The organism is Streptomyces sp. NPDC025784 (assembly GCF_055558435.1).
The window spans coordinates 196,795-208,903 of record NZ_JBVHMN010000009.1 but is presented as its reverse complement, the minus strand read 5'-3'; the positions used below and the strand labels follow the sequence as shown (position 1 = coordinate 208,903).

General features: G+C 72.7%; 8 protein-coding genes and 2 pseudogenes. 4 read left to right on the top strand and 6 right to left on the bottom strand.

Translation table 11 applies throughout. The features are described from left to right. Positions 1 to 6 precede the first annotated feature (6 nt). On the top strand, positions 7 to 654 hold the full coding sequence (locus ACZ4IF_RS21755; RefSeq protein WP_467565102.1) for a LysE family translocator: 648 nt from the start codon (positions 7 to 9) through the stop codon (positions 652 to 654). Positions 655 to 676: 22 nt separating this feature from the next. Here ACZ4IF_RS21755 and ACZ4IF_RS21750 read toward each other — a convergent pair whose 3' ends face one another. Then, positions 677 to 1,792, bottom strand: a complete 1,116-nt coding sequence (locus tag ACZ4IF_RS21750; RefSeq protein WP_467565100.1) for a winged helix DNA-binding domain-containing protein — start codon at positions 1,790 to 1,792, stop codon at positions 677 to 679. Positions 1,793 to 1,937: 145 nt separating this feature from the next. On the opposite strand from ACZ4IF_RS21750, the gene ACZ4IF_RS21745 reads away from it, so the two are divergent. Together ACZ4IF_RS21745 and ACZ4IF_RS21740 are read left to right on the top strand one after the other, a co-directional pair. Continuing rightward, the gene (locus ACZ4IF_RS21745) at positions 1,938 to 3,143 is read left to right on the top strand and encodes a magnesium and cobalt transport protein CorA (protein ID WP_467565098.1); all 1,206 of its coding nucleotides are present in this window, start codon (positions 1,938 to 1,940) and stop codon (positions 3,141 to 3,143) included. 102 nt (positions 3,144 to 3,245) lie between these two features. Further along, the gene (locus ACZ4IF_RS21740; RefSeq protein WP_467565096.1) at positions 3,246 to 3,872 is read left to right on the top strand and encodes a precorrin-8X methylmutase; all 627 of its coding nucleotides are present in this window, start codon (positions 3,246 to 3,248) and stop codon (positions 3,870 to 3,872) included. A gap of 211 nt (positions 3,873 to 4,083) precedes the next feature. On the opposite strand, the gene ACZ4IF_RS21735 is transcribed toward ACZ4IF_RS21740, so the two are convergent. From ACZ4IF_RS21735 to ACZ4IF_RS21720, 4 genes and pseudogenes are all read right to left on the bottom strand, one after another. Beyond that, positions 4,084 to 4,827 carry a cobalt-precorrin-6A reductase gene (locus tag ACZ4IF_RS21735; protein ID WP_467565094.1) on the bottom strand — a complete coding sequence of 248 codons (744 nt, stop codon included), beginning with the start codon at positions 4,825 to 4,827 and terminating at the stop codon, positions 4,084 to 4,086. A 6-nt stretch (positions 4,828 to 4,833) separates the two neighbouring features. Next, positions 4,834 to 5,488 (bottom strand): annotated as a pseudogene (locus ACZ4IF_RS21730) (TroA family protein). Between the two features lie 8 nt (positions 5,489 to 5,496). Continuing rightward, positions 5,497 to 6,042: pseudogene (locus tag ACZ4IF_RS21725) on the bottom strand (ABC transporter ATP-binding protein); the annotation flags it as partial. Positions 6,043 to 6,428: 386 nt separating this feature from the next. Continuing rightward, positions 6,429 to 7,703, bottom strand: a complete 1,275-nt coding sequence (locus ACZ4IF_RS21720) for a PP2C family protein-serine/threonine phosphatase (RefSeq protein ID WP_467565092.1) — start codon at positions 7,701 to 7,703, stop codon at positions 6,429 to 6,431. A gap of 479 nt (positions 7,704 to 8,182) precedes the next feature. Here ACZ4IF_RS21720 and ACZ4IF_RS21715 point away from each other — a divergent pair, with 479 nt between their 5' ends. Then, the gene (locus ACZ4IF_RS21715; RefSeq protein WP_467565090.1) at positions 8,183 to 10,993 is read left to right on the top strand and encodes a beta-L-arabinofuranosidase domain-containing protein; all 2,811 of its coding nucleotides are present in this window, start codon (positions 8,183 to 8,185) and stop codon (positions 10,991 to 10,993) included. Between the two features lie 119 nt (positions 10,994 to 11,112). Here the strand turns inward: ACZ4IF_RS21715 and ACZ4IF_RS21710 are convergent, their stop codons facing one another. After that, a complete protein-coding gene (locus ACZ4IF_RS21710) occupies positions 11,113 to 12,081 on the bottom strand; it encodes a TauD/TfdA dioxygenase family protein (protein ID WP_467565088.1) in 969 nt (322 codons plus the stop codon). Positions 12,082 to 12,109: the final 28 nt, after the last annotated feature.

Here is a 12,109-nt window from a genome sequence, read left to right as displayed (position 1 = left end):
ATGGGCATGGTGTCCACGGACCGTTTCCTGGCCTTCGCCGCGATGTCGCTGCTGGTGATCGTGATTCCCGGCCCCAGTGTGCTGTTCGTCATCGGGCGGGCGCTCGCGCACGGCCGGCGCACCGCGGTGGCGACGGCGCTCGGCAACGTGGTCGGCTCGTACCTGCTGGTGGTGGCCGTCGCCTTCGGCATCGGCTCGCTGGTGGAGCGTTCGGTGACGGTGTACCTCACCGTGAAGCTGGCCGGCGCGGCCTATCTCGTGTTCCTGGGCGTGCAGGCGTTCCGGCACCGCAAGGAGATGAAGGCCTCCACGATCCGGACGGACGCCGCGGCTCCGCCCCGTGGCGACCTGCGCACCCTGCTGGACGGCGCGCTCGTGGGGGTCACCAACCCCAAGGGCATCGTCTTCTTCGCCGCGGTGCTCCCCCAGTTCGTCGACCACGCGGCGGGACACGTCCCGTTGCAGATGCTGCTGCTCGGCCTGGTCCCCATCTCGATCGGCCTGGTCACGGACACGCTGTGGGGCCTGACCGCGTCGGCGGCCCGCGCCTGGTTCGCCCGCTCCGACCGCCGTCTCTCCCTCATCGGCGGCGCGGGCGGCTTCACGATGATCGGGCTCGGCGTGACGGTGGCGGTGACGGGCCGGGCGGACTGACTCCCCGGCGGGCCGGGGGACTTCAGGCTCGTACGACGGTCCCGAACCGGATGTCGTACGTCTTCCCCGGCTCTCCCTCGTGCAGGACGCCGAGCATCCGCTGCCCCTCCTCGGTCACCTCGGCGCGCTGTGCACTCGTCAGAGTGCCGAACGGCTCGATGACGAGGGCGTCCTCCGTCAGCTTCCACACCCCGGCCAGGAAGCCGTCGACGAGCAGGGTGCAGTACGCCTGGTTGCCCTGCCAGGAGCGCCCCTTGAGGTCGGCGGGCACCACCCGGGAGCGGTCGGCGTGCGACAGCAGCAGATTGTCGAACTCGGGCAGGAACCGCGGCGGGGCGGGGGTGTCGGCGTCCGGACGGGGTGCGTCGGGGAGGTCGAAGAGTTCGACGCCGTGTTCGTCGCGGAAGACGAGCAGCCGGGGCCGGAGCCGTGCGAAGACCTCGCGCAGGCGGGTCAGGCCGGCCCAGGTCTGCATGTCCTTGACGGAGGCGGGACCGAAGGCTCGGAGATAGCGCAGGACGGTCTCGTCGGGAGCCGGGGCCGGTTCGGCGGGGCGGCCCAGCCAGTGTTCGGCGGTGGTGAGCGCGACCTGCCCGCTCTGCCCCCACAGGCCGCGCGGGGTGACCTGGACGAGCGGCAGCCGGCAGCGGGCGGCGATCGACAGCGCGAAGGGATCGGCGTCCGGCCAGTCGGTCAGCAGCGCCTCACGCAGCTGCTTCATGGTGCGCGGCTCCGCCTCCACCAGTTCACGGGCGACCACGGCGAGCCGGTCCAGGTCGACGCCGGTCAGCCCCTTTCGGAACGTGACGAGCTCGCGGTCGCGGGCGGCCTGCACGAGGGGGCGCAGGGTGAGGGCGTCGTCGGCGGTGTGGGTGTGGATGGTGGAGCGCAGGGTGACGATGCGGACGACCTCCCGGTCGGCCATGAGCCGGGACAGCGCCTGCGGTGCGAATCCGTCGAGGCGGGCGGCGAGTGCGTAGTACGGCGGCTTCACGTTCTGCGCCTGGAGACCGAGCAGGTGCTCGACGGCGGCCTTCGCGGACAGCGGGGACCGGCGCAGCAGCAGCTGGCGGTCGAGGGTCGCGCGGTTGAGCGCGCGGGTGCCGAGCACGGGGGCCGTCGTGGTCGTCTTCGTCATGCTCCGCACGCTAGCCCCACTTGCGGACAGCCTCTGTCCTCGATTCTCACCGGATCCCCGAGGGAGCGGGCGCCCCAGGCCGTTTGCCCCGTATATCCTGCTCCGTGATCACACAGACGCGCGTTCGACGGAGGAGGCAGCCGCGATGTCCGACCGACGCGCCCGCCCGACCTCGAAGAACGGCCGTGACGCGGGCGAGGCCGCGGACCCCCGGGGCGGGAAGGACACCCGGATGTCCGCCTGGCGGCGCGCCCTGACCCCGCCCGCCGCGCCGCCCCCGTCGTCCTCCGCGCCCCGGTCCGAACCGCCGGCGCCGGAACCCGCCGACATGGGCAGCGTCGTGCAGGCGGCGCTGTACCGCGACGGTGTCCGCGTCTCGACGCCCGCGTCGCTCGCCGACACCTTCCGTGAGCTGCGCGAGCAGCCTGCCGGAATGGCGTGGATCGGCCTGGCCCGTCCCACCGAGTCGGAACTCCTTTCGCTGGCGGCGGAGTTCGACCTGCATCCGCTGGCCGTCGAGGACGCGATGGAGGCCCATCAGCGTCCGAAGCTGGAGCGCTACGGCGAGACCCTCTTCGTCGTGCTGCGCGCGGCGCGGTATCTGGACGCACCCGAGGAGGTCGACTTCGGCGAGCTGCACGTGTTCGTGGGGCCCGACTTCGTGATCACGGTCCGGCACGAGGCGGCGCCGGACCTCTCCGCGGTGCGCCGCCGCATGGAGGACACCCCGGAGCTGCTGAAGCTCGGCCCCGAGGCCGTGCTCTACGCGATCCTCGACTCCGTCGTCGACGGGTACGTGCCGGTCGTCGCCGGCGTCCAGAACGACATCGACGAGATCGAGACCGAGGTCTTCCGCGGCGACCCGGAGGTCTCCCGCCGCATCTACGAACTCTCCCGGGAAATGGTGGAGTTCCAGCGCGCCACCCGCCCGCTGGTCGGCATGCTGCACGGCCTGATGGCGGGCTTCGCCAAGTACGGCACCGACGAGGAGCTCCAGCGCTACCTCCGTGACGTCGCCGACCACGTCACCCACACCAGCGAGCGGGTGGACGGCTTTCGCCAGGCCCTCACCGACATCCTCACCGTCAACGCCACCCTGGTGACACAGCAGCAGAACGCCGAGATGCGCGCGCTGGCGGAGGCGGGCTTCGAACAGAACGAGGAGATCAAGAAGATCTCGGCCTGGGCGGCCATCCTCTTCGCGCCGACCCTCGTGGGCACGATCTACGGCATGAACTTCCAGAGCATGCCGGAACTGCACTGGGGTTTCGGGTACCCGTTCGCGATCGGCCTGATGGGCGTGGTGTGCGTGAGCCTGTACGTCATCTTCAAGCGGCGCGACTGGCTCTAGGGGGCTTCGTCCGGCCCCGGCAGGAGAGCCGGGGCGTCCGTCCGGTGCCCGGAGCCGGGTGCGTATGCTCGCCGCCGTGTCCGCACGACCAGGAGGAGCACGGTGTTCGAGTACGAGAAGGACGGCGCGGCGATCTACCGCGAGTCCTTTGCCACCATCCGCGCCGAGGCGGACCTCGCGGGACTGCCCGCCGACGTCTGCCAGGTCGCGGTGCGGATGATCCACGCCTGCGGGATGGTCGACCTCGTCGGTGACATCGCGTACTCGGCCGGTGTGGTGGCCCGCGCCCGTGAGGCCCTGCGCTCGGGCGCGCCCGTCCTCTGCGACGTGTCCATGGTCGCCAGCGGTGTGACCCGCAAGCGGCTGCCCGCCGGCAACGACGTGATCTGCACCCTGTCCGACCCCGCCGTGCCGGACCTGGCCGCGGAACTGGGCACCACGCGCAGCGCCGCGGCACTGGAGCTGTGGCGGAACCGGCTGGAGGGTGCCGTCGTCGCGGTCGGCAACGCGCCCACCGCGCTGTTCCGGCTGCTGGAGATGATCGAGGAGGGTGCGCCCCGTCCGGCCGCCGTCATCGGTGTGCCGGTGGGCTTCGTCGGCGCCGCCGAGTCGAAGGACGCGCTCGCCGCGCACCCCTCCGCCCTGGAGTACCTGGTCGTCCGGGGCCGTCGCGGCGGCAGCGCCATCGCGGCCGCCGCCCTCAACGCGATCGCGAGCGAGGAGGAGTAGCGGACCGACCGGCTCGCCGCGCCGCAGCCGACACGGCGGGCCGATCAACTTCACCCGGCACCGTACGACTTCGGTGGGCGCCCGCGCGCAAGAAGCCCTCTGGGAGCCGGTCGGCGCCCGTGTACCAGAAGCCCCTCGGCCCGGGTCTGCGCGGCGTACGAGAGACCCCTCGGCCCGAGTCGGCGCCCGCGGGCGAGGAGCGTGGGCCGGGTCAGCGTCCGTGCGTGAGGAGCCAGTGGGCGGCCTCGTCCGGGCCCGCGGCGCAGCGGACACCTTCCGGCAGCGGCGGGCGCCGTACGACGACCACGGGCAGGCCCGCCTCGCGTGCCGCGCGCAGCTTCGCCGCCGTGGCCGCGCCACCGCTGTCCTTGGTGACCAGGACGTCGATCCGGTGTCGGCGCAGCAGTTCGCGCTCCCCGTCGAGCGTGAACGGGCCGCGGTCCAGGACGACTTCCATGTGCCGGGGGTACGGGGCCTCCGGCGCGTCCACCGAGCGGACCAGGAACCGGATCGCGTCGAGGTGGGCGAAGGCGGCCAGCCCCGTCCGGCCCGTGGTGAGGAACACCCGCCGCCCCAGCGCGGGCAGCAGCCCCGCCGCCTCGGCGAGCGATCCCGCCTCGTGCCAGTCGTCGCCCTCTTCGGGGACCCAGCCGGGCCGGCGCACGGCGAGCAGCGCAACGCCGGTGCCGGCCGCGGCCTCGGCCGCATGGGCGCTGATCGTCCGGGCGAAGGGGTGGGTGGCGTCGACGAGCGCGTCCACCCGGTGCGCGCGCAGCCACACGGCCAGTCCCCCGGCCCCGCCGAAACCGCCCACGCGCACCTCGCCCGGTGGCAGCCGGGGCGCGGTCACCCGCCCGGCCAGGGAGGTGGTCACCCGCAGCTGCGGAGCCCGGGCCGTCAGGGTCTCGGCCAGGCGGCGGGCCTCGGTCGTCCCACCGAGGATCAGTACGTGCACGGTGCTTCAGTTCCCTTCTCCGTCTGCCCGATTCTCCGCGTCCCGGCCGGCCACGGTCCGCAGTCGGGCCCCGAGGCGCTCCACGGCCGACGGGTTGCGCGGGCTCTCGACGAGGTCGGCGTAGTCGAGGACGAAGATCCTGCGGTGCTTGACGGCGGCCACCCCGCGCAGCGGTGCGTAGGACAGCAGGAACTTCCTCTTCTGTTCGGCACTGACGTCCCCGTAGTCGCAGATCAGGATGGTGTCCGGGTTCCGCTCGACGACGCTCTCCCAGCCGACGGTGGTCCACGAGTCCCGCACGTCGTGCATGAGGTTGACGCCGCCGGACTCGCTGTTCTCCTCGGTGAGCTGGTCCTTCGACAGCCAGGGCACCTTGCCGTAGCCGTCCTTCCACGGCACACCGGTCAGGTCGCCCTTGTCGTCGGGCATCGCGAACCCGGCCATGCGGTCCTCCAGGCCGAGGGCGAACATCAGCTCGGTGATGCCGACGTCGTTGGTGACGACCCGCTCGGGAACCGTGTCGTAGGTGACCTTGCGGCCGCCCGTTGGTGAGGGTGACGGCCGCGGAGCCCGCGTCCCCCTTCCGGTTCGGCTCGACCGTCGCGCCGCAGCCGGTGGCGGTGACGGCGAGGCAGACGGCGGCGACGAGCAGCTTGCGCATGGATGTCCTCAGTCGGTGGTCGGGAGCAGGTCGAACAGGAGCTGGACGGCGCCGGTCACGGGATGCCGCACGGGGTGCCCGCTGACCCCGAACACGTCGGCGAGCAGGTCCGGCCGGAGCACGTCCTGCGGCGGCCCGGAGGCGACGACCCTGCCGTCCGCGATCACGTACAGCAGATCGCAGTGCGCGGCGGCCAGGTTGAGGTCGTGCAGTGCGGCCAGCACGGACAGGCCGCTCGCGCGGACGAGGGACAGCACGTCCAACTGGTGGGCGATGTCGAGGTGGTTGGTGGGTTCGTCGAGGACGAGCACCCTGGGCTGCTGGGCGAGGGCACGGGCGATGAGGACGCGCTGTTTCTCTCCGCCGGACAGGGTGAGGAAGCCGCGGCCGGCGAGGTGGGCGACGCCGGTGCGTTCCATGGCGCCGGCGCAGATCTCGCGGTCGTGCGCCGCGGTGCGGTCACGGTGCGGGAGCCGTCCCGTCGCGACCACCTCGACGACGGTGAAGTCGAACTCGGCCGACGACTCCTGGGGTAGGGCGGCGAGCCGGCGGCTCCGAGTCCCACCCCGCCCACGAGCGACACGAGCAGCAGGAGTCCCAGGGCACCGACCGTCGGCGGGACGGGTGTTCGGCCGGGGTGTCGGCGCACGGTCGGCGGTCCTTCGCCTCGGGCCGCCGGGCGCCGAGCAGGAGTCGGCCCGGACGGCACACGCCGCCGCGCGGTCCCCTCTCGCAGTCCACGGCGAGCAGTCAACGGGTCGCGCCACCCTCGGGCGATCGGGCTCGCGCGACGGACCGTCCGGTCCGCGCGCACACCGTTGCGGGTCAGCGCCGGATTCTCACCGGACTTCCCCCGCGGGAGGCCAGGGGAGCCTAACAGAGGCGGTCGGTGGGCCCGGGTGCCGTTCCCGTCCGGGCCGCGCGGGACCGGGCAGGGGCGTCAGAGCCGTACGACGACCAGCGCGATGTCGTCGCGGGCGCCGCCGATGACGCCGAGGCGGCCGAGCAGCGCGTCGGCGAGGCGCTCGGGGCCGAGCCGTGCGCAGGCGGCGAGGGAGTCGGTCAGCCGGCCGAGGCCCACGTCGATGTCCTCGCCGCGGCGCTCGATGAGCCCGTCGGTGTAGAGGACCAGGGTGTCGCCCGGGTCGTACAGGAGGCCGACCTGGGGGCGGGCCACGTGTGCGGGGCGGGCTCCCAGCGGTGGGTCGGTGGCGCGGTCCAGCAATTGGAAGGTGCCGTCGGTGTGCAGCAGGACGGGCGGTGGATGACCGGCGCTGCTGTACAGGATCCGCCGCCGGCGGGTGTCGATGAGCACCGACACCGAGGTGGTGACCAGCGCGCCCTCGACCGAGCGCGCGTACAGGCCCAGCACCTCCAGTGCCTTCGCGGGACCGTCCACGGTACGGGTGGCGGCGCTCAGGGCGCTGCGGAGCATGCCCATGACGGTCGCCGCCTCCAGGCCGTGGCCGACGACGTCGCCGACCGAGACGGAGAAGCGGCCGCCGGGCAGGTCCACGACGTCGTACCAGTCGCCGCACACGTTCAGGGAACCCACGGCGGGCAGGTAGCGCACGGCGATGTCGGTGTGCCGGTCGAGGTCCGGCGAGTGCAGCATGGCCTCCTGGAGGGTGACGGCCACCTGGCGTTCGCGGGCGTGGGCCTGGCGCAGTTCCTCGTTGAGGTGCTGGAGCTCCCGGGCACGGGCATACAGCTCGGCCTCGATCTCCTCCCCGGACGTGCCCGCGCTCCCCTCCTCTCCGCGACTGTCCGCGTCCCGGCCCCGTTGCCGGTCGTGTGCGCGGCGGTCCTGGATGAAGGCGGTGACGTCCTCGACACGGTGGATGATCCAGGCCACCTTGCCGTCCTGGCTCAGGACGGGGGTGTTGATCGGGGACCACCAGCGTTCCTCGAACTGACCGGGCCGGAGCATGATCGGAATGTCGTACTTCTGCAGCGCCATGGTGTCCGGCTTGCCGGTTTCCAGGACCCGGCGCAGGGAGGCGCCCAGATTGCGCACGCCGTCCGCGTCCGGGTCGGAGGGGTTGTCGGGGAAGGCGTCGAAGATGTACTGGCCGAGCAGGTTCTCCCGGGTGCGGTCGGTCGCCTCCAGGTAGGCCCCGTTCACGTCGACGATCACCAAGTCGGGTCCCAGTACGAGATAGGGACTCGGCGTGGCCGCGAAAAGCGCCGCGTAGTCGATCTCAGGTGACGTCACGTGATTCCCACCGGTCCTAGTGACCCGCCTTCTCCTAATCTAGGAGCCCTCCGCCGGTCGCGCCCGGTCACGGGCGCCGCGCCGCGGGGCCGATGCCTCCGCGCGGGGCGGGCCCGCAGCCGCCCGGACCGGCGGGCGGCCCCGCCGTGTCCCCCGCGCGTCGGGCTGAGCCCTGAGGGGCTCTCCCCGGCGCACCGGGGCCCGCGCCTCACGGCATCCCAGGGCCCGCACCTCACCGCTCCCGGAGCCCACGCCGTACCGCTTTCCGCCGCCCTCGCCTCATGGCACTCCGGGTCCGCCCCCATGCCCGGCGCGGGTCGTGGCGGCCGGTGCCGAAACCTGTCGAAAGCGTTGACGTGTCCTTGCCGGAAATCTATCTTCTGGTCGACCCTTCGCACGATGTACGGCATTTCGAACACCAGGACCGTCGACCGTCCTGCACCCGGCAGCCGGCCCCATCGAGACGAGGAACGCCCGCCATGACACCGCCCCTGTCCCGACGCTCACTGCTGCGGTCCGCGCTGCTCGCCACCGCGGCCCCCTCGGTCGCGTACGCCGGCTCCGGTCCGGCGGCCTCCGCCGCGCTCCCCACACCGCCCTCCTGGGCCGTCCGGCCCTTCCCGCTCGGCGAAGTCACCCTCGGCGAGGGGGTGTTCGCCGCCAAACGGGCCCTCATGCTCGACCACGCCCGCGGCTACGACGTCGACCGACTGCTCCAGGTGTTCCGCGCGAACGCCGGGCTCCCCACCCGCGGGGCGGTCGCACCCGGTGGCTGGGAGGGCCTCGACGGCGAGGCGAACGGCAACCTCCGCGGCCACTACACCGGGCACTTCCTGACGATGCTCGCCCAGGCGTACGCCGGGACCGGCGACCACGCCTACGCCGACAAGATCGACTCCATGGTCACCGCGCTCACCGAGGTGCGCGAGGCCCTGCGGCACGAGCCGCGCGTCCTCGCCGTCGCGGGCAGGTTCGGCACCGCCACCGAGCACGTCCGGGGCTCCCACCAGTACGTCGACCTGCCGGCCGGAGTGCTCGGCGGCGCCTACGCGATCACCCTGTCGGCCTGGGTGAGGCCGGCCCACGACGCCGCCTGGGGCCGCGTCCTCGACTTCGGTGACGACACCACCCGCTACCTCTACCTCGCCGCCCGCAACGGGGACGGAGTCCCCCGGTTCGCCGTCACCACCGCGGGCCCCGGCGGGGAACAGGGCCTCGACGGCACCGCCGAGCTGCCCCTGGACGACTGGAGCCATCTCGCCGTCACGATCGCGGACGGCACCGGCACCCTCTACGTCGACGGCACCGCCGTCGCCCGCAACCCGGCGATGACCCTCACGCCGGCCGCCCTCGGCACTCTGCGGAACAACTGGCTGGGCCGCTCGAACTTCTCCTCCGACCCGGTGTTCGCCGGCGCCTTCGACGAGTTCAACATATGGTCGCGGGCGCTGACCGCCGACGAGATCGCGGCGCTGCGCGGCAGCCGGGCAGCGGACACCTCCGCGGGCCGCGGCGACCTGGCCGCGTACGCCTTCGACGAGACCGACGGTTCCACCTTCGCGGACGGCTCCGGCCGCGGGCTGGACGCCACCCTGCGTCGCACCTGGGGCGGGCCGAGCCATCCCGGGTTCCTCGCGGCGTACCCCGAGACACAGTTCATCCTGCTGGAGTCGATGACGAGCGGCGACTACACCAAGGTGTGGGCGCCGTACTACACCGCCCACAAGATTCTGCGCGGACTGCTCGACGCCCATCTGTACACGGGCGACGACCGGGCCCTCGACCTCGCCTCCGGGATGTGCGACTGGATGCACTCCCGGCTGTCGCGGCTGCCCCGCGCCACCCTCCAGCGGATGTGGGGCATCTTCTCCAGTGGTGAGTTCGGCGGCGTCGTCGAGGCGGTCTGCGACCTGCATGCCCTCACCGGCGACGCCGAACACCTCGCGCTGGCCCGGCTGTTCGACCTCGACCGGCTCATCGACGCGTGCGCGGCCGGCGACGACGTCCTCGACGGACTGCACGCCAACCAGCACATCCCGATCTTCACCGGACTGCTGCGGCTGTACGACGCGACGGGCGAGCGGCGCTACCTGGACGCCGCGACGAACTTCTGGGACATGGTCGTCCCGGGCCGGACGTACGCGATCGGCGGCACGAGCACCGGCGAGTTCTGGAAGGCCCACGGGGTGATCGCGGGCACGCTCGGTGCCACGAACGCCGAGACCTGCTGCGCGTACAACATGCTCAAGCTCAGCCGGATGCTCTTCTTCCACACGCGGGACGCGAAGTACATGGACCACTACGAACGGGCCCTGTACAACCAGGTGCTCGGCTCGAAGCAGGACCAGGAGGACGCGGAACGGCCGCTGGTCACCTATTTCATCGGTCTGGAGCCGGGCCACGTGCGGGACTACACCCCCAAGCAGGGCACCACCTGCTGCGAGGGCACCGGCATGGAGAGCGCCACCAAGTACCAGGACTCGGTGTACTTCACGGAGGCGGACGGCAGCGCGCTCTACGTGAATCTGTACAGTCCGACCACGCTGACCTGGGCCGAGAAGGGCGTCACCGTCACCCAGACCACCGGCTACCCGAGAGAGCAGGGCACCACGCTCGTCGTCGGCGGCGGCCGCGCGGCGTTCGAGATGCGGCTGCGGGTGCCGGTGTGGGCGGGCGACGGGTTCCGGGTGACCGTCAACGGCCGTGCGGTCGACGGGACTCCCGTGCCCGGCAGCTACTTCGGCGTGTCCCGGACCTGGCGGCCGGGCGACACCGTCCGGGTCGTCGTCCCGTTGCGGGTGCGGGTGGAGAAGGCCCTGGACGACCCGTCCCTCCAGGCCCTCTTCCACGGACCCGTCAACCTGGCCGCCCGGAGCACCGCCACCGGCCCGCTGCCGTTCGGGCTCCACCGCGACGCGGCCCTCTCCGGCGACCTGCTGCCCACGCTCACCCCCGTCACCGGGAGACCGCTGCACTACACGCTGGACGGCATGGAGTTCGCCCCGTTCTCCGAGGGGACCGAGGACCCGACGCACGTCTACTTCAGGCGCGTCGAACCCTCGGTGGTGTTCGGCGGCACCGACTCCGGCGTCGCCGACCCGGCCCGGGAGGACGGCACCACCCTGCTCGACGAGATCTGGGCGGCGGCGCCCTTCGGCACAAAGGGCGCGCTGGTGCGTCGGGTGCGGGAGACGGTGGATGCCTGGGTGTCGGCGGGACTGCTCTCCGCGGGCGACGGCCGGAAGGTGGTCGACACGGCACGGCACGCCTCCTACGCGCGGGGAGCCTGACCGGCGCTCCGGCTACGCCCTCCACGTCCGCCGGTGCTCCGCGTGGGCCCTCCGCACGCCGCCGGGCCTCCGTGCACGTCCTCCCGCGCGCGCCGGGGCGCCGTCGGAACCCCTGCCCGCTACCAGGCCCGCAGGGGTTCGCCCGCCACCAGCCGGGAGGTGAAGCCGTCCGGGCCCACCGCGGGTTCGCCGAGCAGCGTGACGCGGTGCATCACACGGTCCGCGTCCAGCTGCGCGAAGTCGGTGGGCGCGAGGTGGCAGGTGGTGCGGTTGTCCCAGAAGGCGATGCTGCCGGGCTCCCAGCGGAAGCGGACCGTGTACTCGGCGCTGGTCAGGTGCTCGAAGAGCAGGTCGAGCAGGCGGCGGCTCTCCAGTTCGGAGAAACCGACGACGCGGGTGGTGGACCCGGGGCTCACGAACAACGCCCGCTCCCCCGTCTCGGGATGGACGCGGACGACGGGGTGGACGGCGACCTGCGGGTCGTCGCAGTACAGCTTGAGGATCTCGCGGTCGCGCGCGTCGGAGTGGCGCAGGTGCACGCCGGTGAAGAAGGCGTGCTCGGCCTGGAGCGAGTCGACGAGGTCCCGCAGCGGCCGGGACAGACCCTCGTAGGCGGCCACCGTGTTGGTCCACTGGGTGTCACCGCCGAACCGGGGTGTCCGCTCGGCGCGCAGGATGGAGGCGGCGGGCGGATTGACGGCCTGGGTGAGGTCGCTGTGCCAGCCGGCCAGCGGGGAGACCCACTTGCGGCGGTAGTGCTCCTCGAAGTCGCTGCCGTAGCGCTCGGTGTCCGCCTTCGGGTCCACGGTGAGGATCTCCGGGAAGCCGTCCGGGGCGACGCCGTGCTTCTTCCCGGGCCGCCGTGTCAGTTCGCCGAAGAGCCGCCCGAAGGCGACGTGCCGGGCGTGCCCGATGTCGGGGCCGCGGAAGAAGACGACGCGGTGGGTGCGCACAGCCTGCCGGATCTCGGCGACCGTCGCCTCGTCCAGGTCGTCGCGCAGGTCGATCCCCGAGATCTCGGCGCCGATGTGGCCGGCGACCCGATGCACGTCGATGCGGCCGGCGGGCGCGCCCGCTGTCGTGGACACGGTCATGATGCTGCCTTCCGTACGAGGG

Excerpts from the sequence above, each read along its gene's own strand:
- ACZ4IF_RS21745 (WP_467565098.1), top strand. The coding sequence starts at position 1,938 with ATGTCCGACCGACGCGCCCGCCCGACCTCGAAGAACGGCCGTGACGCG.
- ACZ4IF_RS21750 (WP_467565100.1), bottom strand. The coding sequence starts at position 1,792 with ATGACGAAGACGACCACGACGGCCCCCGTGCTCGGCACCCGCGCGCTC.
- ACZ4IF_RS21715 (WP_467565090.1), top strand. The coding sequence starts at position 8,183 with ATGACACCGCCCCTGTCCCGACGCTCACTGCTGCGGTCCGCGCTGCTC.
- ACZ4IF_RS21755 (WP_467565102.1), top strand. The coding sequence starts at position 7 with ATGGTGTCCACGGACCGTTTCCTGGCCTTCGCCGCGATGTCGCTGCTG.